13 protein-coding genes are annotated in these 23,482 nt (G+C 64.6%); 4 read left to right on the top strand and 9 right to left on the bottom strand.

Going from position 1 to position 23,482, the window contains the following annotated elements; genetic code table 11:
- Positions 1 to 53: 53 nt before the first annotated feature.
- From CR917_RS21635 to CR917_RS21615, 5 genes are all read right to left on the bottom strand, one after another.
- The gene (locus CR917_RS21635; protein WP_078479466.1) at positions 54 to 2,354 is read right to left on the bottom strand and encodes a PqiB family protein; all 2,301 of its coding nucleotides are present in this window, start codon (positions 2,352 to 2,354) and stop codon (positions 54 to 56) included.
- Positions 2,347 to 2,970, bottom strand: coding sequence for a paraquat-inducible protein A (locus CR917_RS21630; RefSeq protein ID WP_104572943.1), 624 nt, complete (start codon positions 2,968 to 2,970; stop codon positions 2,347 to 2,349). Before CR917_RS21630 ends, CR917_RS21635 begins: the two co-directional genes overlap by 8 nt.
- On the bottom strand, positions 2,957 to 3,616 hold the full coding sequence (locus CR917_RS21625) for a paraquat-inducible protein A (RefSeq protein WP_043860301.1): 660 nt from the start codon (positions 3,614 to 3,616) through the stop codon (positions 2,957 to 2,959). The genes CR917_RS21630 and CR917_RS21625 overlap by 14 nt, the downstream gene beginning before the upstream one ends.
- A gap of 115 nt (positions 3,617 to 3,731) precedes the next feature.
- Positions 3,732 to 13,643 carry a DUF637 domain-containing protein gene (locus tag CR917_RS21620; RefSeq protein WP_104572942.1) on the bottom strand — a complete coding sequence of 3,304 codons (9,912 nt, stop codon included), beginning with the start codon at positions 13,641 to 13,643 and terminating at the stop codon, positions 3,732 to 3,734.
- 61 nt (positions 13,644 to 13,704) lie between these two features.
- The gene (locus tag CR917_RS21615; protein WP_078479897.1) at positions 13,705 to 15,399 is read right to left on the bottom strand and encodes a ShlB/FhaC/HecB family hemolysin secretion/activation protein; all 1,695 of its coding nucleotides are present in this window, start codon (positions 15,397 to 15,399) and stop codon (positions 13,705 to 13,707) included.
- Positions 15,400 to 15,775: 376 nt separating this feature from the next.
- On the opposite strand from CR917_RS21615, the gene CR917_RS21610 reads away from it, so the two are divergent.
- Positions 15,776 to 16,468 carry an OmpA family protein gene (locus tag CR917_RS21610; protein ID WP_043864368.1) on the top strand — a complete coding sequence of 231 codons (693 nt, stop codon included), beginning with the start codon at positions 15,776 to 15,778 and terminating at the stop codon, positions 16,466 to 16,468.
- A gap of 74 nt (positions 16,469 to 16,542) precedes the next feature.
- On the opposite strand, the gene CR917_RS21605 is transcribed toward CR917_RS21610, so the two are convergent.
- Genes CR917_RS21605 through CR917_RS21595 form a run of 3 tightly spaced genes read right to left on the bottom strand, consistent with a single transcriptional unit; the run spans position 16,543 to position 19,877 of the window.
- Complete coding sequence (locus CR917_RS21605) at positions 16,543 to 17,436, bottom strand: acyltransferase (RefSeq protein WP_054916274.1); 894 nt, start codon at positions 17,434 to 17,436, stop codon at positions 16,543 to 16,545.
- A 2-nt stretch (positions 17,437 to 17,438) separates the two neighbouring features.
- Positions 17,439 to 19,535: a phosphate acetyltransferase gene (gene pta / locus CR917_RS21600; RefSeq protein ID WP_043864370.1), complete on the bottom strand. Its 2,097-nt coding sequence runs from the start codon at positions 19,533 to 19,535 to the stop codon at positions 17,439 to 17,441.
- Positions 19,536 to 19,568: 33 nt separating this feature from the next.
- Positions 19,569 to 19,877 (bottom strand): DUF3565 domain-containing protein, encoded by a 309-nt coding sequence (locus tag CR917_RS21595; RefSeq protein ID WP_173925101.1) that lies wholly within the window; start codon positions 19,875 to 19,877, stop codon positions 19,569 to 19,571.
- Here CR917_RS21595 and CR917_RS21590 point away from each other — a divergent pair.
- The 3 genes from CR917_RS21590 (at position 19,876) to CR917_RS21580 (ending at position 22,278) form a co-directional block, all read left to right on the top strand.
- Positions 19,876 to 20,361, top strand: coding sequence for a peptidylprolyl isomerase (locus tag CR917_RS21590; protein ID WP_043864372.1), 486 nt, complete (start codon positions 19,876 to 19,878; stop codon positions 20,359 to 20,361). The genes CR917_RS21595 and CR917_RS21590 overlap by 2 nt on opposite strands.
- 164 nt (positions 20,362 to 20,525) lie before the next feature.
- Positions 20,526 to 21,008, top strand: coding sequence for a glutathione peroxidase (locus tag CR917_RS21585; RefSeq protein WP_043864373.1), 483 nt, complete (start codon positions 20,526 to 20,528; stop codon positions 21,006 to 21,008).
- Between the two features lie 166 nt (positions 21,009 to 21,174).
- Positions 21,175 to 22,278 (top strand): NADH:flavin oxidoreductase, encoded by a 1,104-nt coding sequence (locus CR917_RS21580; protein ID WP_104572941.1) that lies wholly within the window; start codon positions 21,175 to 21,177, stop codon positions 22,276 to 22,278.
- On the opposite strand, the gene CR917_RS21575 is transcribed toward CR917_RS21580, so the two are convergent.
- Positions 22,247 to 23,467, bottom strand: coding sequence for a glycosyltransferase family 1 protein (locus CR917_RS21575; protein ID WP_043864375.1), 1,221 nt, complete (start codon positions 23,465 to 23,467; stop codon positions 22,247 to 22,249). The two genes, CR917_RS21580 and CR917_RS21575, sit on opposite strands and share 32 nt — an antisense overlap.
- Positions 23,468 to 23,482 lie beyond the last annotated feature (15 nt).

Raw genomic sequence — 23,482 nt, 5'->3', positions numbered from 1 at the left:
ACCAGGCTGACTCCTGCAGGAGACGGCCTGGTCGGCGAAGGGCTATGCCTTGCCTACTTGCCGAGCGGGATCTTCGGCGCCCATTGCAGCCATTCGTCCTCGGCCTTGTCGAACAGGGCAAAGGTCTGCTGCGGCAACGCTGCGTTGCCCATCTTGTCGCCGTCTGGCGTGGCGAAGGCAATGCCACCCTCGATCAGGGTCTCCAGCGACTCGGTACGCACCGTAGCACCCTTGAACAGGCCGATATCGAAGCCGAAGCCACTGCTGTTCCAGAAACGGCTGCCACCGCGCACAAGCGAGGCGTAGCGTGGCTCGATCAGGATATGGATCAGCACGCGATCCGCTGTCTGCCCCAGTTCGTACCCCGTGACCTTGCCCACCGGCACTTCACGGTAGGTGACCGGCACACCGACCTTGATCGACCCGCGTCGAGCAGCGCTGAGCACCACCGGCAGGCCAGCCTCGCGAGCGGTCAGGTCCGGTGGCTCGGGCAAGGCCACGAAGTTGCGCTGCGGGCCCTGATTCTTCGCCGCCGGTTGCACTTCCAGGTACTGACCGGTGACCAGCGTCTCCAGGTTGGCCGTCTTGACGATACCCAGCGCCGGCTTGACTACCCAGAACTGCGTGCCCACACGCGCAATACGCTCGGGCACCTCGGTGATCTGCGCCTTGAGCGTCACCGATTGCAGGTCCTCCGCCAGGTCCACCGCTTCGACCTTGCCGACATCCAGCCCCTTGAAGCGTATGGGGGTGCCGACCTTGAGGCCGTCCGCACGGTCCACCTTGATGGTGATGCTGGTGCCCTTGCGATCCGCCGCTTCCTGGTTGGCCAGCAGGCGGAAGGTGGGGATACGACGCTTGAGCGGTACATTCTGTTTCGGCGTATCGAAGGCGATGCCACCGGCCATCAGGCTCTGCAGCGACTCGCTCTTGATCTGGATGCCCGACAGGCCGCCAGTCAGGGTAATGCCGCTGGCGTTCCAGAAACGCGTCGAACCATTGACCAGGTTGGCGTACTCGGGCTCGATGTGCACGCCAATCAGCAGGCGTTGCTGCTTCCTGGAGAACTGGTAGCTTTGCACGCTACCCACCTTTACCTGCCGATACAGGATCGGGCTGCCAACCTCGAGCGAGCCCAGGTTGTCGCTGAACAGCACAAGGTGCAGGCCGGGCGCCTTCAGATCGAGGGGCGGGGCCTTGGCCCGGGCTTCGAATTCACGCTGAGGCGAGGCGCCCTTGTCGCCGGGACGGATAGCAATGTAGTTGCCCTTTACCAACGCCTCCAGGCCGGTGATACCCGCCAGGGAGATCGACGGCTTGACCACCCAGAACTGGGTGCCTTCGACCAGGTAGTCCTCGGCCAGCGGGTCCAGGGTCAGCTCGGCCATGGCACTGGAGAGGTCGGCATCGACCTTCAGGGCTTTCAGCGAACCTACCTGTATACCTTTGTACATGACCGGCGTACGGCCCGCCTGCAGGCCCTCGAAGTCGCTCAGCTTGACCTTGACCCGGATACCCGCCTGGGCGGCGTCGAAGTCTTCGAAAAGACGGAACGGCAGGTTCGGGTCGGTGGGCGGGCTGTCCTTGCGGTGCTCGGGGGTAGCGAATGCGATACCGCCGGCAACGATGCTGGCCAGCGACTCGCTGCGCACCTTCACGCCCGACAGGTTGGCATCGATGCTCACGCCGCTGGCGTTCCAGAAACGCGTGTGCTTGCGCACCAGGTCGGCATAGCCCGGCTCGATGAACACCTTGATCTCGACCGTACCCTGGTCGTCGGAGAGCTTGTAGCTCTTCACCCGGCCAACCTGGATCTGCTTGTAGAACACGGGGCTGTCACGGTTGAGCGACCCCAGGCGATCGGCCTTGAGGGTCAGATGCAGGCCGGGCACGCTGTCGGACATCGGCGGTGCTTCGCTCAACGCATTGAAACGCTTGCTCGGCTCGCCATCGCCCGGGCTCACGGCAATGTAGTTGCCTGATACCAGCGTCTCCAGCCCGGTGATCCCGGCCAGGCTCACGTTTGGCTTGACCAGCCAGAAGCGAGTGTTCTTGCGCAGGTGCTCCTCGGCCACCTGGTTCATCTCGATGGTGGCGATGACACCTTTGTTGCGGCCTTTGTCGTCAAGTACCAGGCTCTTGACCTTACCCACCGACATACCCTTGTAGACCACCTCGGTCTTGTTGGCGACGATACCCTCGCCGCTCTCGAAGCGAACCTCGATGTTCACCCCCGCTTCACGGTAGGCCTGCCAGCCGAGCCACCCACCGATCACCAATGCGATCAGGGGCAGAATCCAGATGGCCGACCAGTTCGAAGCTGGGCGGGTTTTAGCCGTAGGCAAATCACTCATGGTCGTCATCCGACTCCGTGTTATCCCAAATCAGTCGGGGATCGAAAGTTACTGCAGCAAGCATTGTCAGAATCACCACACTGGCAAAGGCGACGGCCCCCAGGTTGGCTTCGACACTGGCAATCCGGCCGAAATTCACCACCGCCACCAGGATCGCGATGACGAAGATATCCAGCATCGACCAGCGGCCGATGAATTCGATGAAGCGATACATCACGATGCGCTGGCGTGCCGACAGCGGCTGGTGGCGCTGCACCGAATACAGCAGCAGGGCGATACCCACCAGCTTGAAGGTAGGTACCAGAATGCTGGCGATGAACACCACGGCCGCGATCGGCAGCATGCCGTGCTGCATCAGGGTGATGACGCCGGACATGATGGTGTCGGGGCTGCCCTGCCCCAGGGTGCTGACCGTCATGATCGGCAGCACGTTGGCCGGTATGTACAGGATGGCCGCGGTAATCAGCAGCGCCCAGGTGCGGGCCAGGCTGTTGGGCCGGCGTGCATGCACCAGGGCCCCGCAGCGTGTGCAGGTCTGGCTGCTGGCGCCCGCCTCCTGGCGGTTGAGCTCATGACACTCGGTACAGATCAGTATTCCTGCGTCAATCGCCCGCATGCACATCTTCTCCCGACAAGGCTACCCAGATCTGGTGGGGGGACATCACCACTTCCAGCCAGACCTGAACCAGCAACAAACTGACAAAACACAGCAAGCCAAGCCCTAGGCTGAGTTCGGCCATATCCACCAGCTTGACGATGGCGACCAGTACGCCCATGAGGTAGACCTCAAGCATGCCCCAGTCGCGCATGTGGTGATAAAAACGGTAAAGAAGCAGGCCGTAGCTGCGGCCCCTGTTCAAGCGGATGGTCAGCAACACCACCAGCTGACACAGCAGCTTGAGCAGTGGAATGGCCATGCTGCACAGGAACACCACCACCGCCACGCCACCCATGCCGCTGTTGTACAGGCCGATCACACCGCTCCACACCGTGTCATCGGAGTTCTGGCCCAACAGATGGAGTTGCATGATCGGCAGAAAGTTCGCCGGCACGTAGAGCAGCAAGGCCGCCAGTACCAGGGCCAGGCTGCGCTCGACCACATTGTGCCGATGGGCGTACAACTCATAGCCGCAGCGCGGGCATTGCGCTTTTTCATCCGTCTTGAGCTCGGGCTTGCGCAGCAGCAGGTCGCATTCGTGGCACGCCACCAATTGATCCAGCGGCAAGCCTGCGAGTGAATCGCGATCGTCAGGGTCGGGCATAGAAGGGTTCTGAGTAAAAACGTCGGGGCCTATTCTAGTGTCGTTGCCCCAATTGTGGGAGCACAACCGCGCAGGAGCCAGCCTTGGCGCAGAACAGGCCACAAAGACAAAACCCCTACCTGCAGATGCAGATAGGGGTTTCGGAATTTAATCTTGACGATGCTTTTGCACCATTTTTTTCCCCGCTTTGCAACATCCCCGCCAGCTTCTCAAGCCACCCTGGCGTTTTCGAAGCCACAGCTTTAGCAGCACTTCCCAGCGAAATAATCGCCAGCGCCAGTTCCGCTTCTGCCTCCACCCCAAGCCGATGACTCTCCGATTCGGTCGGCGTAAACAGCGTATCTTTGGTGCTCTCAAACTGGTTCAGAAACTGACTGACCAATTGCAGCGCAGCAGGATCGACCTTTTCCCTCCCTTGACCATGCCGCGCGGTGGCTTCCAGCGCTTGAACCATCTGCTGTTCAGTTACGTTTTCAGCCCCTGGCGCGCAGTAACCGGGCATTTGCCTGCATGCATCGGCGATGCCTTTGGCGAAGCTTTCGGCATTCTTCCTGTGCAGGTCATGGTTGTAAATGGTTGCACTCTGAGCAACCTCGGAGCCTTTCTGAAGATCACCGTTGACGGCTGCGGCGGCAAGCACACCAGTCAATTGGGACAGCATCACATGAACGTTGGTGTCGCCACCGGATAACGTTGACAGCGTATCTGCCATGGCCTCGTTCAAGCCCGCAGCCATGGCGCCAGTTTTGAAATCACTGCCCGTGGCCTCTGCCAGCAAACCACCCATGACGGCATGCACCACAATTTTTGGCAGGCTGCCGTTCTCAAATCGAATGGTCTGGTCACCGGCAAACTTGAAGCCCGTGGCCATGGCGATGCTGCCTGCCTGGCCGACTAGAGCATTGCCCAGGTTGTCGCTGAAGCTGCCGCCATTGATGGCCGTAGATATTGCGCTCGAAACAAGCGAGTGTGCACCAGCCCGAATGAGCGTATCTGAGGCGTTCGCCCATGTGAGTACGTTGCGCGGGTTGCTGGAAACCGGAATGAGGGTGCCATCGGCAGCCTTCACGAATCCGCCCGCTTGACCGCTTTGTTCTACGCCGAACCAGTGAGTGTCTACGTATTCAAATGAACCTGCCGTCAGTGAGGAGACTGCTGCATTCTTCAGACTGTCTTTGCTTAGTGTTTCCTTGAGCGCTGCTGCGAGATCACCTTGGTTGTTGATCGTACTGACCGCACCGGTTGTTGCCAGGCTTGTTGCTGCGCCTAGCTGAAAGCCCGTGAGACCGAATCCTGCCGGGCCCATTGCGGCGGCCATCAGGATAGCTACAGCCAGTTGTGCTCCAACACCCAAACCGGAATTGTCGTACTTGAAGCTAGAGTGAATTTCCTCCACCTGGCGCCAGTCGATACCACCCCTGGCTTCCACTTCTTTCAACCATGCCAGTTTCGGATCAGCCTTCACCATGGCGTCGATGGACTGACTGACAGTCCTTTGGTCGATCTTTTTTATATCGACCTTGATGCCGTCTACCGCATTGATTATCAGGTTTCCGTTGGCCACCATCTGCGTCTGGCGCAGCGTCTCATCCGTCTGCCCCTTGCCCTTGGCACTGGTCCACGCCAGGTCGCCCTTACTCTTTTCGTGACTCTCCTGATGCATGTCCTTGACGGCTTCGAACGTCACCGCACCGCCGCTTTCTATTGTGAGGTCGCGGCCTGACTCCAGGGCGGCGCCCTGGTACAACTGGTCACCGCCGCTCACCAGGGTCAGGTCACCCCCGCTGGTGACCACGCTGCCCACCGCCTTTACATCGGTGACTTCGTCACGCTGGGTCTTCTTGCTGCCCCAGCTGCCTTTCTTGTTCATGTCGTACAGCGAGTACTCGCTGTCGTTGGCGGCCAGTAGCTGCAGGGTATTGCCGGCGGAGATGTAGGCCTCGCCGCCCGCCGTGGCCTTGCTGGCAACCATCAGCAGGTTGTCGCCGGCCTCGATGCTGAGCGAGCCGCCGGCAGTCAGTTCGGCCGCCTGCTGGCGCACGCTGTCGTGCTGTTTCTCGGTTTTGGTGTTGCCTTTTCTGCCTTTGGAATAGGCATGGTCTTCGTCTGCCGCAGCAGCGATGAACACGTCGCGCCCAGCCTCCAGGGCGATGTCGCGACGTGCCTCGATCTCGCTGGCGATGACCGACAGGTCTTGCCCGGCCGAGGCACTGAAGCTGCCGCCAGCCTGCACTTGGCTGACGTACTGGGTGGTGGTGCTGTCGTAGCCGCTGACGCGGCGACGCTGGTACTCGTGGCTGTCGGTGACTTGCTGGCTGGCGATGTAGAGGTCGCGCTCGGCGCTCAGCGCAATGTTGCCGCCGGCGGTGGCCACGCCACCGACAAAGCCGATGTCGCGACCGGCCGAGAGGGTCAGGTCGTTGGCAGCCTCGATGCGCGCCGCATTGTTGACGATGTTCTGCACCACATGCTCGCCGCCGACACGATCGTCCAGGCGGGTGACGCTGCGCTCGTTGATGACATCGCCGGTCAGGGCCAACAGGCTCACGTCGCGGCCCTTGAGGATGCCGCCGGCGCTGTTGCGGATGGAATCGGTGGCCAGCAGGTCGAGGCGCTGGCCGGCTTCCATCAGGCCGCTGTTGTCGATGTTGCCGGCGGTGACGGAAAGGTTGTTGCTGGCGCGCAGGGTGCCGACGTTGTTCAGCTCGCCGCCGCTGATCAGGCTGACATCGCGCCCTTGGATCAACGCGCCGTTGGGCGCCAGGCGTCCTTCGGACTGGGCCAGGTAGAGCACCGGGGCCAGCACCTGCTCGCCGTTGACCTCGATGGTTTCCATCCACACGATGTCGTGGGTGAGGGCGGCCACCTGCTCGGCACTCAGCGACACGCCTACGCTCAGGCTCAGCGCATCCTTGCTGGCAATGGCGTTGTCCATCAGGTAGCGGAACATCGCCTCGTCGCTGTCCAGCCCGGCGATCAAGCGCTGCCCGGTGCGCTCCACTACCGCTTCGCGGATCAGGCGCTGTTCGTACAGGCCGTCGCCCAGGCGCTTCTTGGTGGCGTCGGGGTCGATGTCGAGGCTGCCCAGCAGGTAGTCGGAACTGAGGAATTTCTTCAGGTCGGTGAGCACCGGGTTGGTTTCCACCAGGTACTTGTGCGGCTGGCTGGCAGTTGCCGGGGTTGGCACGCCCTGTACCAGCTTCACGCCTGCCGGCAGGCCGTCCAGGCCCGTACCGGTTTGCCCGGCAACGCTGGCAGCCTGTGCGTCAGGGCCTGCCCAGTGACCCTGGCCGGCGTTGCCGGTGGCAGTGTTGGCCAGGCTGCCCAGCGTGCCGGCTTGCCCGTGCTGAGTCAGGTCGGCACCTGCGGCCAGTGCACCGCTGGCCTGGGCTGTCTGGCCGGTCTGCCCGCTAAGGCGGAACAGGCCGTGCTCGCCCTGCGGCAGGCTGAAGCTTGGCAGCGTGACCGGGTTGACCTGGCGCTGTGCCAGGTCGGGCGGCAACTGCGAGGTAATGGCACGTACCGAGGTTTGCGCGGTGGCCTTGTCGGCATTGGCACCGCGTTGGCCGATGCTGCCGACCCCGCTGGCATTGGCGCGCACCACACTGTTGTCGATGCGCTCGGTGGCGTTGATGGTGACAGCGCCCGCAGCCTGGATGACGGCAGGGGAGACCACGGCGCCAGCGATGGGCGTGCGCCGGTCGATCCAGTCATGGATGTTCTGGCTGGGGAACCCCCCGGCGACCAGCACGTCGTCCAGGCTCATACTGCTCGGGGAGTAGCTGGTGCTGGTCTGGGTGTTGTACTGGTTGAACAGGGCCTTGGCGGCCATGAAGTCGTAATAGTAGTGATGGGTCTGGGTGTAGAAGCGCGAGGTGAAGTCGCGCCGCTCGCCGCCGCCCAGCCCCAGGTTGTTGAACACACCGGTGTTGATGTTGATGTTATGCGCGGCAGAGACGTTGCTGTACTGGTTGCTGAACCGGCTGCCGCTGAAGGTCAGGTTGCCGCCGGCGGTGATGGTCGCAGCCGGGCTGTCTTCATCGACCACGTCCTGGTAGATCTCGTACGCCTTGAACGCGAACTCGCAACCCTTGCCTTTGCAATGGTCGTCGGCATAGGTGTTGATGTTGCCTGACACGCGCTGCGTGCTGGCCGTGAGCGTGTCCTTGCGATTGATCAGGCTGTCGGCCAGCAGGCTCATGTTGCCGGCGCTTTCCAGGCTGCCGGAAATGTTCTCCACGTGCGTGGCACGGGTACCTCGGTCATCACGGGCGATGCTCAGCCCGCCGAGGCTGTACAGGTCGGCATAGGTGTTGGTGAAGGTGCCTACCCGCAGCGTCATATCGTTGCCGCTGAAGATCAGCCCGCGGTCGTTGCGCAGGGTGTCGGCATTGATGCGCAAGGCCGTGGCGCTGCCCAGGGTGGCGTAGTTGTCGAGCGTGCCGGCCGTGGCGGTCAGATTGCCCGCCGAGGTGATCCGCCCGCGGTTGGTCAAGGTGTTGGTGGCGCTCACCACGCTGGTGGCGCCCCCGGTAAGGGTGCTGGTGCTGGCAAGGTCGATGCTGGCCGCGTTCAGGGTCAGGTTGCCCAGGCTGGTGGTGCGCCCGGTGCCGTTGTAGGTGCCGGTGAGGTCGAGCCGCAAACTGCCGTCGCTGGCCAGCAGGCCGTCGTTGCGCCAATTGACCCCCTTGCCGGTGAAACTCTGCGCCGCCAGCAGCTTGCCGCTCGCGGTCTGGGTGAACTGGCCGATGTCCAGGTTCAGGCGCGCGGCCTGTAATACGCTGCTGTTGGTCCAGTTGGCGGCCTTGATGTCGAGCAGGCCGTTGGTGTACAGCAGGCCGCCCGCACGCATCACCTTGTCGGCGGCCAGGCCGAAGTTGCCGCTACCGGTGTGCAGCAACTGCCCGCTGTTGTTGCTCAGGCCGGCGACTTGCAGGTCCAGGTGCTGGTTGGCGGTTTCCAGCAGGCCAGCGTTGTTGTTGAACGTCTCGCGGGTGCTGATCAGGGTGGTGTCGCTGCGCCCCAGCGCGCGCAGGCTGCCATTGGCGTTGTTCAGCGTCTGGCTGCGCAGGGCCAGGTCAGCCTCGCTCTCGAGCTGGCCCAGTTGGTTGTCGAGCAGGCCCGACAGGTCGAAGTCGATGCGCCCGGCACCCACCTTGCCGGCCTGGTTGAGGAACTGCCCGGCGTTCACACCCAGCCATCCTGCGGCATACAGCCCGCCGCCCTGGTTGTCGAACGTGGCGGTGGCGATGCGGTTGTCGCCGGACAAGGCAGAGATGAAACCCTTGCGGTTGTGCAGGCCGTCGCGGGCCTCGAGGTCCAGCGTCTGGGCCTGGAGGGTGCCAGCATTGTTGTCGAGCAGGCCGCTGACCAGCGTGAGCCGGCCCTGGCTGCTATTGAGCATGCCGCCGGCGCTGTTGTTCAGGTGGGTGCTGTGGATATCGAGGTTGCCGGCCACGCTGTCCACGCGCCCGCCCTGATTGCGCAGGTCGTCGCCCAGGCGCAGCAGGATATTGCCCTGGGCCTTGAGGCTCGCCGCCTGGTTGTCGAGGGCCTGGGCCTGGATGTCGAGGCTGCCGCGTTCGCTGAATACCAGGCCGTCCTGCTGGTTGAGCAGGTCGCCCTTCAGACGTAATACCAGGTTCTGCTGGCTGGCCAGTGTGCCGCCAGCGCTGTTGTTCAGGCTGTCGGCGCCGATGCGCAGCAAGGCCTGGCTGACCAGCCTGCCGCCGCGATTGTCGAGGTTGGCGCTGTTTAGCAGCAGGTCGCCGCCACTGGCCAGGCGTGCGCCCTGGGTGTTGAGCAGCGCGCCGAGCAGGGTGACGCGCAGTGCGCCCTGGCTGGTCACCTGGCCGTTCTGGTTGTTCAGCTGCTTGCCGTCGATTTCCAGGCGCTGGCCATTGAGCTGGCCGCCGCTGTTGTCGATCACGCTGCTGGTACGGTTCAGGCTCAGGGTTTGGGTGGCCGCGATCAGGCCACCCTGGCTGTTGTCGAGCCGGCCGTCGATGCTCAGGGTCACATCGGCTTCGCCGGCGATGATGCCGTGTCGGTTATCCAGGCGCGTGGCAGTGATCTGCTGCCTGCCAAGGCTGACCAGTGCGCCCTGGTCGCGGTTGTCCAGGGTGTCTTCAAGGTGCACGTCGAGGCGGCCATGTTGGCTGGAGAGGGTGCCGGCGCCGCGGTTGTCCAGCGTAGTGCCCCTGACCTCAAGGCCCTGCAGGCCCGAGACAAGCCCCGCGTTGCTGTTGTCGATGCTGGTGGCCTCGACCTGCAATGTGCCCGCGCTGATGAGGCGGCCCTTGTGCTGGTTGTCGAGTTGCGTGGCGAGCAGGCTGAATGCCTGCTCGCTGGATATCTCACCGCCATTGCTGTTGTCGACCAGCCCCAGGCGCTCGAAGGTCAGCGGGCCGCGGGCGTGAATCAGCCCGCCATGGTTGTCCAGCGTGCCGCCTTGCAGGTTCAGGTGCACGGCCTGTTCGCCGATCAGGCGGCCTTGCTGCTGGATCAGTCGCTGTACGCTCAGGCGCAGGTCGCCCTTGGCCGAGAGTTCGCCGTGCGGGCCATTGTCCAGGTGGCGGGCAGTGATCGTGAGGTTGGCGTCACTGCTGATGCGGCCACCGGGCAGGGCGTTGGCGTAGGCGCCGTTGCGCAGGTCGGTGCTGTTCAACAGCAAGGCTTTGGCGCTGGTGATGGCGCCGCTGCGGTTATCCAGCGTAGTGCTGTCGATGCGTGCATCGCCCTGGCTGATCAACTGGCCGCCCTGGCTGTTGTCCAGGGTGCCGGTGTCGATGTGCAAGCCCAGGTTGGCGGATACCAGCCCCTGGTCGCTGTTGTCGAAAACGCCGCTGTTCAGGCGCAGATTGCCGCCTGCCGACAGGGTGCCCTGATGCTGGTTGGCCAGCAGCCCTTCGAGGGTCAGCCCGATGTCGCCACGGCTGGCCAGGGTGCCGCCATGGGTGTTGCTCAGGCTGCCGGCTTCGATATCCAGCCCGGCGCCCGCCGACAGTACGCCGTTGCGGCTGTTGTCCAGGGCGTTGGCGATGCGCAGGATGAGGCTGTCGGCGCTGATCAGGCGCCCGCCCTGGTTGTCCAGGCGATCGGTGTGCAGGCTGTAGCCGAGGTCACTGGATATCTCGCCACCGGCGCTGTTGTCCAGCGCGCCGATCTGGCGCAGCAGTAGTTGGCCGGGGCTGGCGATCACGCCCTTGTCGCGGTTGATCAGTGTGCCGCCCTGCAGGTCCAGGCTGATGCCGGTTGCGCTGAACAGGTAGCCGCCATCGCGCTGGTCCAGCCCGCTGAGGGTGGCCTCGATCTTGCCCCTGGAGGTGATGCGGCCCTGTTCGCCGTTGTACAACTGGGCGCCATGCAGGGTTATGCCGGTGTCGCTGCCGATGCGGCCCTTGTCGCGGTTGTCGAGCCCGCCACTGCGCAGCTCGAGTGCGCCCACCGCGCTGATTGCGCCGCCATGACGGTTGTCCAGGTTCGCGCTGCGGATCGACAACGCGGCGTCGGTCACCAGGGTGCCGCCCTGGTTGTTCAGGGCGCCGTGGCTGACCACATTCAAGGTATCGATGGCCGATACCAGGCCCTTGTTGTGGTTGTCCAACTGAGCTGCACTCAGGCTCAGGCGGCCCTCGCTGACCAGCTCGCCGCCCACGCTGTTGTCCAGCGTGCCGCTGAGTTCGATATCGACCGAAGCCAGGCTGCTGACCCGGCCGGCATCGCTGTTGAGCAACTCGGCGCCGCGCAGTACTACCCCATCGCGTCCAGCCAGCAGGCCCTTGCTCTGGTTGAGCAGACGCTGCACGGTGAGGGTCAGGCCGCTGTCGCCGATGACCTTGCCGCTGGTGTTGTCCAGTTGCCCGGTAGCTGCGATGCCCACCGTGCCGATGCTCGACACCACACCTTGCTGGTTGAGCAGGTCGTGGGTGGTGATAGTCACCGCATCGTTGCCGACGATCTGCCCGGCGCGCTGGTTGTCGATGTGCTTGGCGTCGAGGGTCACGCGGCCCTGGCCGAGCAGCTTGCCGGCGTCATGGTTGCGCAGCGTGCCCACGTCAACGACCAGGTCGGCCTGGGTGCTGGCTTTGCCGCCGCCACTGTTGTCGAGGGTGTCGCCGACCACCGTCAGCCCCTGATCGGCAACCAGTACACCGCCTCGATTGTCCAGCCGCTCACCCGAAAGCGTCAGTGTGGCCTTGCTCGACAGCAGGCCGCTGCCACTGTTGTTCAATTGGCCGGCCGTGACCTGCAGCGCGCCTTCGCTCACCACGTTGCCCTGGTTGCGGTTGTCCAGCAGGCCGCTGATGCGGGTGTTCAGCGTGCCCTGACTGAGCAGGGCGCCCTTGTTGCTGTTGTTCAGGCCAAGGCCCTGGATGTCCAGGTGCTGACTGGCCGAGATCAGGCCCAGGCGGTTGTCGATGGCAGCGCTGGCGATCAGCAGCACGTCGCCTCCAAGCAGTTTGCCGCCCTGGTTGTTCACGCTGGCGCTGCGCACTTCGTTGCGTGCGCCGGAAACCTCGCCGGCCTGGTTGTTCAGCGCGTGGCTTTGAATCAGCACCTGCCGGTTGCTGGCCAGCAATCCTGCGTTGCTGTTGTCCAACTGCGGTGCGTCAATGGCCAGGCTGTCGAGGCCGATCACTCGACCACCCTGGTTGTTCAGGCCGGAGTTGGCCTGCACCACGGTGCTGCGCTGGCTATGCAGCAGGCCCTTGTCGCGGTTGTCCAGCGTGTCGGCCTTGAGCGTGAGGGTGTGGCTGGCCAGTACCTGGCCCTGGCGGTTGTCCAGCTTGCCGGCGGTCACCGTGGTGGTAGCGCCCTTCAGGCTGCCACCCTGGTTGTCCAGGTTGGCGCGGGCGGTCACTTCGAGTTGGCGGCTGGCAACCACGCTGGCGCTGTTGCGCAGGTCCTGGCTGGCCAGGTGCAGGTCGCCGCGGTTGTTGCGGGTGTTGTTGGCTTCGACACCGGCTTCGATCACGCCGCGGTTGTCGATCTGCCTGGCTGCCACGTCGATGCGTTCGCGAGCAGCCAGGCTTTGCCGGTTGACCAGTTGCTCGGCGCTGCGAATCTCGGCGTTGCGCGCTGCGTAGGTCTTGCCTTCGAGCTCCACCTGGTGGGCGGCGATTTTCAGGTCGCGCTCGGCGGTGACATTGCCCAGGCTCAGCTTGCCGTTCACGTCGATCTGCACGTCACTGGCGGTGGAGGCCATGTTGCCGGCCAGTTTCACCCCCACGCCCTTTTCGGTGCCCACCAGGCGGATGGCGCCGGCGTACATGCCACCCAGTGCGGAACTGTCGATGGCCAGCAAGGGTTTGCCGCTGCCGTCGTCCGCCCGTGGCGTGACCTGCAGGCTGTCGGCCTTGACGTCGTTGCGTCCGGTAACGATGTTCAGTTGCTGGGCGTGCAACGTGGCGTTGAGCTTGGCGCTGCGGGTGATCAGGTCGAACTGTTCGACATTGCTGGCATTGAGCCCGGCGCCTTCGAGCGCGATGTCGCCGCCATCGACCTGAAAGCGGTCCAGGCGTTCGCCGTCCATGATCGGTTTGCCGGTGGTCAGCGTGGTGCGCGGGGTATTGATGAAGCCGCAACCGTTGCAGGTGATGCCGTGGGGGTTGGCCACGATCACCCGCGCAGCGGAGCCGGCCACTTCGGTGTAGCCCGCCAGGGTGCTGCGGTTGCCCCCGGTCACCTGGTTGAGGATGACCTTGGCCGCCTGGCCCTTGAGGTTGGGGTTGCCCACGATGATGCCGCCCAGCTGGGTGCTCTGGGTCTTGTTGGTGGCATTGTTGAGGATCAGCCCCTGCTTGCCGACGTTGTAGTCGCGAAAGGTGTTGCTCGACAGCCCGCTGCCGTTGGGGCGGGCGATGTTGACGATGGGCACCCCGTTGCCGGCTGCGCCCACGGTGGTGCCGGCCTTGGCCGCCGCATCCACGGTAACCTGCGCGGCGGTGGCGACGATCGGGTTGAGGAACATGACCCCGGCAACGATCAGGGCCAGGTACTGGTTCAACGGGCTGCGGGCGTCCATGTCAAAACTCCGGAAAATCGGTGCCCCTCCATCAGGGCACGTTAATCGGCTGGGGGGCCGGTCAGAAGAACGCGTCCATGCGCACGTAGATCGGGTGTTCACGACGTTCGAGGCTGTCGGGCCGCTGCAACGAGCGGGCAAAACTGACGCTGGCGGCGAAGTACTGCCCGCGCAGGTTCAGTTCCACGGCGTTGCCGCTCAGGCGGCCATGGGTGTCGGGGTTGTTGTGGTCGCCCTTTATCACGCCCACGTCGTAGGCCAGTGCCGCGCCGTACTCCTGCACGAAGGGCTGCAAGGGCGCCCAGCTCACCGGGCGACGCCAGCGCAACTGGTTGCGCCAGTAGCCGCCGCTGTTGCCGGTGAGGGTCTGCTGCTTGAACCCGCGTACCGAGTTGAGCCCGCCCACGCTGATGCGCTGCGGGCTGTAGAGCGGGTCTTCGCTGCGCTGGCCGGTGGCCAGGCTGTCGAAGCTGAAGGCTTCGCCCCACAGGGTGAACGGCTGCAGGTAGCTCAGGGTCAGGCTGTATTTGTTGTAGCGGGCAACCGGTTCGGTGCCGTGCGGGTCGCCCGCGCCCTGGGCGTCGAAGGCGCCGATGCCTTGCTGCCAGCCGGCGTCGAGGTTGAGGAAGGCGGTGCCGATGCGCCGTCCATGGTTCACGCCCAGCTGGCTTTCGCTCAGGCGCGTGCTCGACACGTCGATCAGGCTGTCGTCCAGGTAGTTGTTGGTACGCAGGTGGCTGATGCCGAGGTTGACCGCCGTCTTGCTCAGGGCATCGCGGTGTATCACGCGCTCGACGCGCAGTTGGTGCATCTGGCTGTCGCCATCGAGCTTGAAGGGAAAGCCGCTGGAATCGTCGCGGGTACGGTAGTAGCTCTGGTTGTAGCTGTAGGTGAAGGTCCACCAGCCCCATGGCACGCTGTAGTTCAGGTACTGGCTGTCGGAGTGGCGCCAGTGGTCGCTGACCGCGTCCTGATTGGCCCTCAGGCTGAACTGATCGGCCAGGCCCAGTGGGCTGTCCCAGTCCAGGCCCAGGCCCATCTGCTGTTCACCGCTGCTGCGGTCGCCGTCATTGTTGCGCGTGGCCGACACGCGCCAGGGCTTGTCGCGCTGCCCCTGCAACTGCACCCGGCTGCTGCCCACCTCGTCGCCCGGCACCAGTTCCAGTTGCGCCTGGCGCGAGGGCAGGCGGGTCAGCTGGTCGACCAGTTGCTCCAGTTCGCGCAGGTTCAGTACCTCGCCGGTGGTGCCGGGGAAGGCCATGGCCAGCTCGCGCGGGCTGGCCAGGCTGGAGCTGTCCAGGCCGTCCAGGCGCCCTTCGACGACAGTGATCTGCAGGGTGCCGGAGGACAGGTCCTGCTGGGGCAGGTAGGCGCGGGTAGTGATGTAGCCACGGTTGAGGTAGTGATCGGTGACCACCTTGAGCAGCGCATTGAGCTGGCCGACACCCAGGCACTGGCCTTCGTAGGGTTCGAGCAGACGGCGCTGCTCGCGCTCGCCCAGGTGCTCGGCGCCCTCGAGCACTATGTGACGGATGGTAAAGCAACGGGTGTCTTCAGGTGTGCTGGCTGGCACCTGGGGCGCAGCCCTGCCTGGGAGGCTTTGCAGCTCCTGCAGGCGTTTGCGCTGTTCTTGCAGCAGCCGCTCCTGGCGGTCGCGGATCAGGTCGCGGTCGCCTGGGGTTTGCAGCGGGTCGGCCGAGGCGAAAAACGGCAGCAGCGCCAGGCCGAAAGCCAGGCGACGGAAGAGGTAGAGCATGAGGGTGATCCATCACTCGTTATGCAAAAAGAACGTCTGTTTCCTACAAACGCGGCGCAGGATACTGCAAAAAAGCGTCGAGGTGATGGCTAATTGACGTCATTTTTGTAACGGGTGTAGGAGGTTTCCGGTTGCTGCGCATGGGGTGAACAGCGTCGAATTTGCAGGGCGCAGACGTGCACTCGGTTCTGACCGGTGCGCGTGATGAACATCCTGTTTGTTTGGGGGGCCGCCGGCTTCGCACTTTTCGGGTTTACCGTGGCAACCAGTAGACTACAGTTTGTCCCGAGGGAATTTTTATCGCAGCTCGCGTTCCAAGCCTGGCAGGGAACCGCCGTCGGTCCGCTGCATACACGAATTCTGTAGGAGCTTGTCCATGTTCACCATGCGTCGTCTGATTATCGTCGCTACTGCTGCTGCCCTGATGACTGGCTGCGCCAGTCAGAACCCCTATGACAACCAGGGCCAGGCGCAAGGCTCCACCGGGATGAGCAAGACCGCCAAGTACGGCGGCCTGGGCGCATTGGCCGGTGCCGTTGCCGGTGCCGCCATCGACCACAACAACCGTGGCAAGGGTGCGTTGATCGGCGCCGCCGCGGTGGGCGCCGCCGCCGCCGGCTACGGCTACTACGCCGACCGCCAGGAAGCGGCACTGCGCGAGAGCATGGCCAACACCGGTGTCGAAGTGCAGCGTCAAGGCGACCAGATCAAGCTGATCATGCCGGGCAACATCACCTTCGCCACCGACTCGGCGAGCATTGCACCAAGCTTCTACGCGCCGCTGAACAACCTGGCCAACTCGTTCAAGCAGTTCAACCAGAACACCATCGAAGTGGTCGGTTTCACCGACAGCACCGGCAGTCGCCAGCACAACATGGACCTGTCGCAGCGTCGTGCACAGGCCGTGAGCACCTACCTGACCTCCCAGGGCGTCGACCCTTCGCGCGTGAGTGCGCGTGGCCTGGGCCCGGACCAGCCGATCGCGAGCAACGCCGATGCCAACGGGCGTGCGCAGAACCGTCGGGTGGAGGTGAACCTCAAGCCGATTCCTGGGCAGCAGTACCAGTAAATCTTTTCGCCAGCAATGCTGGCTCCTACAGGGGGGTCACGCCGTTGTAGGAGCCGGCCTTGCCGGCGAAGGGCTCACTGCTGGCGCATCCGCTCCAGCCGTTCATCCTTCTCTTCCCACAACCGGTTGATCCACTGCTGGAACGCCAGCCTGTAGGCTTCATCCTGGTCGTAGCTGCGTCCCAGGAATTCCTTGGGAATCGCCAGCGCCTCGAACGTCACCTCCACCCGCGCCACCCGCCCACACAGCAGGTCCCAGAACCCCGGTGTGCCCTGCGGGTAATGGATCGTCACGTTGATGATCGACTCCAGTTGCTCGCCCATCGCATCCAGCACGAAGGCAATGCCGCCCGCCTTGGGTTTGAGCAGGTGCCGGAACGGCGAACCCTGTTCGGCATGCTTGGCGGGGGTGAAACGCGTACCTTCGGCAAAGTTGAAGATCGCCGTGGGCTTGCCACGGAACCTGGCGCAGGTACGGCGTGTGGTCTGCAGGTCCTTGCCCTGTTTTTCTGGGTGCTTGGCCAGGTAGGCCTTGCTGTAGCGCTTCATGAACGGAAAGCCCAGCGCCCACCAGGCCAGGCCGATCACCGGCACCCAGATCAGCACCTGCTTGAGGAAGAACTTGAGCGGTCGGATACGCCGGTTGAGCACGTATTGCAGCACCATGATGTCCACCCAGCTCTGGTGGTTGCTGGTCACCAGGTAGCTGTGCTGGTAGTCCAGCCCGGCCAGCCCCTCGATGTCCCAGCGGGTGCGCCCGACCAGGTTCATCCAGCCCTTGTTGTTGCTGATCCAGGCTTCGTGGATGTGCCGCATCAGTTCGTCGGTGACGCGCTGCGCGGCGGCAAAGGGCAGGCACAGCTTGAACAGGCTGACGATGAACAGCGGTGTGCAGCACAGGATGGTGTTGGCGGCCAGCAGCAGCGAGCCGATGACTCCGCGCACGGGCGCGGGCAGAAAAGCGAGCATGGTCAGTTATCCAGCGAGCGGTTGGCCTGAATCGCGGTCAGGGCAATGGTGTAGACGATGTCGTCGACCTGGGCGCCACGCGGCAGGTCGTTGACCGGCTTGCGCAGGCCCTGCAGCATCGGCCCCAGGCTCACGCAATCGGCGCTGCGCTGCACGGCCTTGTGGGTGGTGTTGCCGGTGTTCAGGTCGGGGAACACGAACACCGTTGCGCGTCCGGCCACCTTGCTGTTGGGCGCCAGCTGGCGGGCGATGTCCTGGTTGGCGGCGGCGTCGTACTGCAACGGCCCATCGATCTGCAGGCCACGCTGGGTTTCCTGGGCCAGCAGGGTGGCCTCGCGCACCTTCTCGACCTCTTCGCCGCTGGCCGAATCGCCACTGGAATAGCTGATCATCGCCACCCGCGGGGTTATGCCGAAGGCTTCGGCCGAATCGGCGCTTTGCAGGGCAATTTCGGCCAGCTCGCCGGCAGTGGGGTGCGGGTTCATCACGCAGTCGCCATACACCAGCACCTGCTCGGGGAACAGCATGAAGAACACCGACGACACCAGGCTGCAGCCGGGGGCGGTCTTGATCAGTTGCAGGGCCGGGCGGATGGTGTTGGCGGTGGAGTGCACCAGGCCCGAGACCAGGCCGTCGACCTCGTCCAGGGCCAGCATCATGGTGCCGATCACCACCGGGTCTTCTAGCTGCTGCTCGGCCATCGGCGCGTTCAGGCTCTTGCTCTTGCGCAGGCTGACCATAGGCTCGACGTAGCGCTCGCGGATCAGGTCCGGGTCCAGAATCTCCAGCCCCTCGGGCAGGCTGATGCCCTGGGCGCGGGCCACTGCCTGTACGTCCTCGGGCCTGGCCAGCAGCACGCAGCGGGCGATGCCGCGGGCCTGGCAGATGGCGGCGGCCTGCACGGTCATCGGCTCGGCGCCTTCGGGCAGCACGATACGCTTGTTGGCCTGCTGGGCACGCTGGATCAGCTGGTAGCGGAACACCGCAGGCGACAGGCGCATCTCGCGCGGGGTGCCGCAGCGCTGGTTGAGCCAGTCGGCATCCAGGTGGCTGGCCACGAAGTCGGTGATGATCTCCGCGCGCTCGCGGTCGTCCACCGGGATTTCCTTGTTCAACTGGTTCAGCTGGTTGGCGGTGTCGTAGGAGCCGGTACTCACCGACAGCACCGGCAGGCCGGCCAGCAGGGCGCCCTGGCACAGTTCGAGGATGCGCGGGTCGGGCTTGCTGTCGCTGGTCAGCAGCAGGCCGGCCAGTGGCACACCGTTGATCGCGGCCAGGCTGACGGCCAGGATGATGTCGTCGCGATCACCCGGGGTCACCACCAGCGTGCCGGGCTTGAGCAGCGGCACGGTGTTGGCCACGGTGCGGGCGCAGATGATGATCTTGTTCATGCGCCGGGTTTCGTAGTCGCCGGCGTTGAGTACCTGGGCACCGAGCAGCTCGGCCACGTCGCGGGTGCGCGGGTCGTTGAGCCCGGCCTGGAACGGGATGCAGCCCAGCAGGCGGAACTCGCCGCTGCGCAGCAGGGGCGAATGCTCCTGCAGGCGGCTGGCGAAGGTGTCCATCGGTTCGTCGCTGCGCACCTTGTTGAGGATCACGCCCAGCACCTTGGGGTCGCGCGGGCCGCCGAACAGCTGGGCCTGCAGCTCGACACGGCCCGACAGCTCGGCCAGCACGTCGTTTTCCGGCGCCGACACCAGGATCACCTCGGCGTCCAGGCTCTTGGCTAGGTGCAGGTTGACCCGTGCGGCGTAGCTGGCATGGCGGGTCGGCACCATGCCCTCGACCACCAGCACGTCCTTGCCGATGCAGGCCTGCTGGTACAGGGTGATGATCTCTTCGAGCAGTTCGTCCAGCTGGCCATCGCCGAGCATGCGTTCCACATGCGCCAGGCTCAGCGGTTGCGGCGGCTTGAGGCCGTGGGTGCGGGCGACCAGTTCGGTGGAGCGTTCCGGGCCGGTGTCGCCGGGGTGGGGCTGGGCGATCGGCTTGAAGAAGCCGACCTTGAGTCCGGCGCGTTCCAGGGTGCGCACCAGGCCCAGGCTGATGGAGGTCAGGCCGACACCAAAGTCGGTCGGCGCGATGAAAAATGTCTGCATGCGAGCTTCTCGAAGTGAGCTGTTGCAAAAGAATCAATTGCCAAGGGTAGCGCTATCGACCCCCTGAGCGCACCAGCCGCAGGCAAATGGCTGGCCGATTCGTTGCTGGCGCAGGTCTGCGTCCAGCACCCAGCCACGCGACTGCCACGGCGGTTCGTGGCGCAGGTGCTGGGTATGCCCGCACGACAGTTCGACCACCCAGTTGCCATGCTCGTCCTGATGAAAACCCAGCACCCGGCTGGGAAAAGCGGCTTCCCGTTTGTCCGGGTTGCGTTCGCTTTCAGGCGATGCGTTGGTTACACTTGTTCGTTCTACATTCTTATGCAAAAGGTCTCGCCCCATGCCGATCGCCGCCAACAAGGCTGTCTCCATCGACTATACCCTGACCAACGACGCTGGTGAGGTCATCGATAGCTCCAACGGCGGCGCGCCGCTGGTTTACCTGCACGGTGCAGGCAACATCATTCCGGGCCTGGAAAAAGCCCTGGAAGGCAAGGATACCGGCGCCGAGCTGGACGTTGCCATCGAGCCGGAAGACGCCTACGGCGAATACCTGGCCGAACTGGTCAGCACCCTGAACCGCAGCATGTTCGAAGGTGTCGACGAGCTGGAAGTGGGCATGCAGTTCCACGCGTCCGCGCCTGATGGCCAGATGCAGATCGTGACCATCCGTGACCTGGACGGCGACGACGTGACCGTCGACGGCAACCACCCACTGGCTGGCCAGCGCCTGAACTTCAAGGTCAAGGTCGTTGCCGTGCGTGATGCCAGCGAAGAAGAAATCGCCCATGGTCACGTGCATGGCGAAGGTGGCCATCAGCACTGATTTCTGCGCTAAGCTCAGAAGGTCGCTAAGGCGCCCGGGCAAGTCTGTCGTGTTCTCCCAGGAGGCAGACGGCTTGGCCGGGCGCTTTTTTAGTGGGCAGCATTTGTTGCGCCAGCCGGGACCGATGCCGGTAACTGGCCGGGAACTGGAAAGGGGAGTACGTCATGAGTGCATTTCACGACCTGAAATTGCAGGCGCTGGATGGCCAGGAGTTGCCATTGGCGCCGTTCAAGGGGCAGGTGGTGCTGGTGGTCAATGTCGCCTCCAAATGTGGCCTGACCCCGCAATATGCGGCGCTGGAGAATCTCTACCAGCATTACAAGGACAAGGGCTTCAGCGTGCTGGGCCTGCCGTGCAACCAGTTTGCCGGGCAGGAGCCGGGCAGCGAGCAGGAGATCGCCCAGTTCTGCAGCCTGAACTACGGGGTGAGTTTCCCGCTGGGCAGTAAGCTGGAGGTCAACGGCCCGGAGCGGCATCAGCTGTACCGCCTGCTGGCCGGTGAAGGCGCCGAGTTCCCGGGGGATATCACCTGGAACTTCGAGAAGTTTCTGGTAGGCAAGGACGGCCGCGTGCTGGCGCGCTTTGCGCCGCGTACTGCGCCGGATGATGCCACGGTGGTGCAGGCTATCGAGAAAGCCTTGGCCTGACGTGCCCCTTCGCCGGCAAGGCCGGCTCCTGCAATGGATGCACCGTCGTATGCAGGAGCCGGCCTTGCCGGCGAAAAATCCACCCCGATCACCGCTATCAATAGTACTGGGGTCAGCGACAATCCCGCCCTATGCTCAGGCGCCATCCCTTTCCCAGGAGCGCCGAATGCCTGCTCAAGCCCTGTTCACCCCCTTCAAGCTGGGCGCCCTCGAGCTGCCGACCCGTGTGGTCATGGCACCGATGACCCGAACCTTCTGCCCCGGCGGTGTGCCTCATGCGCAGGTGGTCGAGTATTACCGCCGCCGCGCCGCTGCCGATGTCGGCCTGATCATCACCGAAGGCACTACCGTCGACCACCCGGCCGCCAACGGTTACCCCAACGTGCCGCGCTTTCATGGTGAAGATGCCCTGGCGGGCTGGAAGAAGGTCGTCGATGCCGTACACGCCGAAGGCGGCAGGATCGTGCCGCAACTGTGGCACGTGGGCAGCGTGCGCCGCCTGGGTACCGAGCCGGACGCCAGCGTGCCGGGTTACGGCCCCAGCGAAAAACTCAAGGATGGCCAGGTGGTGGTGCACGGCATGAGTCATGCCGACATCCGCGACGTGATCGAGGCTTTCGCCCAGGCTGCCCGCGATGCCAAGGCCATCGGCATGGATGGCGTCGAGATCCACGGCGCACACGGCTACCTGATCGACCAGTTCTTCTGGGCCGCGAGCAACCAGCGCAGCGATGAGTACGGCGGCGACCTGGCCGGCCGCTCGCGCTTTGCCATCGAGCTGGTGCAGGCGGTACGCGCCGCCGTAGGCCCGGACTTCCCGATCATCCTGCGCTTCTCGCAATGGAAGCAGCAGGACTACAGCGCCCGCCTGGTCGACAACGCCGAGGCGCTGGGCGAGTTCCTGCGCCCGCTGGCCGACGCCGGCGTGGATATCTTCCACTGCTCCACGCGTCGCTTCTGGGAGCCTGAGTTCGAAGGCTCGGAGCTGAACCTGGCTGGCTGGACCCGCCTGCTCACCGGCAAGCCCACCATCACCGTGGGCAGCGTGGGCCTGGATGGGGAGTTTCTGCAGTTCATGGTCGACACCGACAAGGTGGCGCAACCGGCCAGCCTGGAGAAACTGCTGCAGCGCCTGGACGACCAGGAGTTCGACCTGGTGGCCGTAGGGCGTGCCTTGCTGGTGGATGCCCAGTGGGCGGCCAAGGTGCGTGAGGGGCGCGAGCAGGACATCCTGCCGTTCAGCCGCGAGGCGCTGACGAGCCTGGCTTGACCAGCAGCGCCGCATCGACGCGGCGCTGAGACGGTGCCGGTGCCTGTTCGCAGGCGCCGCGCAGGTGCGCCTCGAACTGTTCGACGATGGCCGGCCAGCCCTGGCGGCTGGCATGCTGGCGGGCATTGAGGCGCACCCGGCGCAAGGTCTCGCTGTCTTCCAGCAGCCAGCTGGCGGCATCGATGAAGGCCTCTGCATCCCCCGGCATGGCCAGTGCGCCACTGTGCCCATGACGAATGTGCTGGGCTGCTGCGGCCTCGTCGTAGGCCACTACCCCAAGGCCGGAGGCCAGCGCCTCCAGCACCACGTTGCCGAAGGTTTCGGTCAGGCTCGGGAACAGGAAGATATCCCCCGAGGCGTAGTGTTCGGCCAGGCATTCGCCGCGCTGTACCCCGCAGAACACTGCACCTGGCAACTGCTGCTCGAGTGCGCCGCGCTGCGGGCCGTCCCCCACCACGATCAGGCGCAGGTTGCGCAGGGGGTAGGCCTTGCGCAGGGCGTCCAGGCACTGGCCGAGCAGGCCCAGGTTCTTCTCGGTGGCCAGCCGCCCCACATGCAGCAGGGCGATGTCGTCGGGCCCAAGGCCCCACTGGTCGCGCAAGCTCTGGCGGCGCCGGGCCGGGTTGAACAGGCTGCTGTCGACCCCGCGCGACAGCAGGGTCAGGCGTTCGAAGCCGCGCCGCTGCAGCTCCAGGCGCTGGCTGACGCTGGGCACCAGGGTGCTGTGGCAGCGATGGTGGAAGCCGCGCAGGTAACGGGTGACCAGCCGCGTGAGCAGGCCGAAGCCGTACTGGCCGGAGTACTGCTGGAAGTTGGTGTGAAAGCCGCTGACCACCGCGATGCCCAGGCGCCGCGCCGCCCGCAGTGCACTCAGGCCCAGTGGCCCCTCGGTGGCGATGTACAGCACGTCCGGGCGGTCGCGGCGCCAGCGGCGCAGCAGCTTGTGCATCGACACCTGCCCCCATTGCAGGCCGGGGTAGCCGGGCAGGGGCCAGCCACGGCACAACAGCAGGTCGGCCTGCGCAGGGCCGGCGGCATCGCCGGCCTGGCGCGGGCGCACCAGCTCCACTCGGTGGCCGCGCAGGCGCAGGCCTTCGTGCAGGCGGCCAAGGGTGTTGGCCACGCCATTGATTTCGGGTGGGAAGGTTTCGCTGACAAGGGTGATGTGCAGGGCGGCGGGACTGGTCATGGGAGGATTTTCCGA

The organism is Pseudomonas sp. BRM28, from assembly GCF_002939405.1.
GTDB lineage: Bacteria > Pseudomonadota > Gammaproteobacteria > Pseudomonadales > Pseudomonadaceae > Aquipseudomonas > Aquipseudomonas palmensis.
Note: the sequence above shows the minus strand (reverse complement) of the source record. Positions and strands in the feature narration are given on the sequence as shown.

Excerpts from the sequence above, each read along its gene's own strand:
- CR917_RS21635 (WP_078479466.1), bottom strand. The coding sequence starts at position 2,354 with ATGAGTGATTTGCCTACGGCTAAAACCCGCCCAGCTTCGAACTGGTCG.
- CR917_RS21630 (WP_104572943.1), bottom strand. The coding sequence starts at position 2,970 with ATGCGGGCGATTGACGCAGGAATACTGATCTGTACCGAGTGTCATGAG.
- CR917_RS21625 (WP_043860301.1), bottom strand. The coding sequence starts at position 3,616 with ATGCCCGACCCTGACGATCGCGATTCACTCGCAGGCTTGCCGCTGGAT.
- CR917_RS21620 (WP_104572942.1), bottom strand. The coding sequence starts at position 13,643 with ATGGACGCCCGCAGCCCGTTGAACCAGTACCTGGCCCTGATCGTTGCC.
- CR917_RS21615 (WP_078479897.1), bottom strand. The coding sequence starts at position 15,399 with ATGCTCTACCTCTTCCGTCGCCTGGCTTTCGGCCTGGCGCTGCTGCCG.
- CR917_RS21610 (WP_043864368.1), top strand. The coding sequence starts at position 15,776 with ATGTTCACCATGCGTCGTCTGATTATCGTCGCTACTGCTGCTGCCCTG.
- CR917_RS21605 (WP_054916274.1), bottom strand. The coding sequence starts at position 17,436 with ATGCTCGCTTTTCTGCCCGCGCCCGTGCGCGGAGTCATCGGCTCGCTG.
- pta (WP_043864370.1), bottom strand. The coding sequence starts at position 19,535 with ATGCAGACATTTTTCATCGCGCCGACCGACTTTGGTGTCGGCCTGACC.
- CR917_RS21590 (WP_043864372.1), top strand. The coding sequence starts at position 19,876 with ATGCCGATCGCCGCCAACAAGGCTGTCTCCATCGACTATACCCTGACC.
- CR917_RS21595 (WP_173925101.1), bottom strand. The coding sequence starts at position 19,877 with ATGGGGCGAGACCTTTTGCATAAGAATGTAGAACGAACAAGTGTAACC.
- CR917_RS21585 (WP_043864373.1), top strand. The coding sequence starts at position 20,526 with ATGAGTGCATTTCACGACCTGAAATTGCAGGCGCTGGATGGCCAGGAG.
- CR917_RS21580 (WP_104572941.1), top strand. The coding sequence starts at position 21,175 with ATGCCTGCTCAAGCCCTGTTCACCCCCTTCAAGCTGGGCGCCCTCGAG.
- CR917_RS21575 (WP_043864375.1), bottom strand. The coding sequence starts at position 23,467 with ATGACCAGTCCCGCCGCCCTGCACATCACCCTTGTCAGCGAAACCTTC.